The 293-nt window shown below is 41.6% G+C and carries 1 protein-coding gene; it reads right to left on the bottom strand.

What is annotated here, in order from left to right; all coding sequences use genetic code 11:
- Nucleotides 1-293, bottom strand: a 293-nt coding sequence (locus ACNKXV_RS14335) for a LiaF transmembrane domain-containing protein (protein WP_417908386.1), incomplete at both ends; no start/stop codon positions are given.

Raw genomic sequence — 293 nt, 5'->3', positions numbered from 1 at the left:
AGTTGATCCAGTTTCGTCTACTACTTTGGCCTCTTCTACGGTAGAAGTACTCGAAAAGGAAGTCTTGCTTTTTCGCTCAGACTCCCAATTGCGACGGATATCTTCGAGCACTTTGTTTTCTCGAGTCTTCTGAGTGATCAGGTAAATCCCCAAGATGATCAAGCCCAGTGGCCATACATATTGTCCCAATCCAAAATCCAGGTCAAACTCTCTTTTTAAGAGGAAATAAGCTCCTATGAAAAGAATGACAAAACCAAAGAAACTCTTGAACTCATGCTTGATGATCGAAAAGG

The sequence above is a fragment of the Christiangramia aquimixticola genome (genome assembly GCF_048285835.1).
GTDB lineage: Bacteria > Bacteroidota > Bacteroidia > Flavobacteriales > Flavobacteriaceae > Christiangramia > Christiangramia aquimixticola.
Note: the sequence above shows the minus strand (reverse complement) of the source record. Positions and strands in the feature narration are given on the sequence as shown.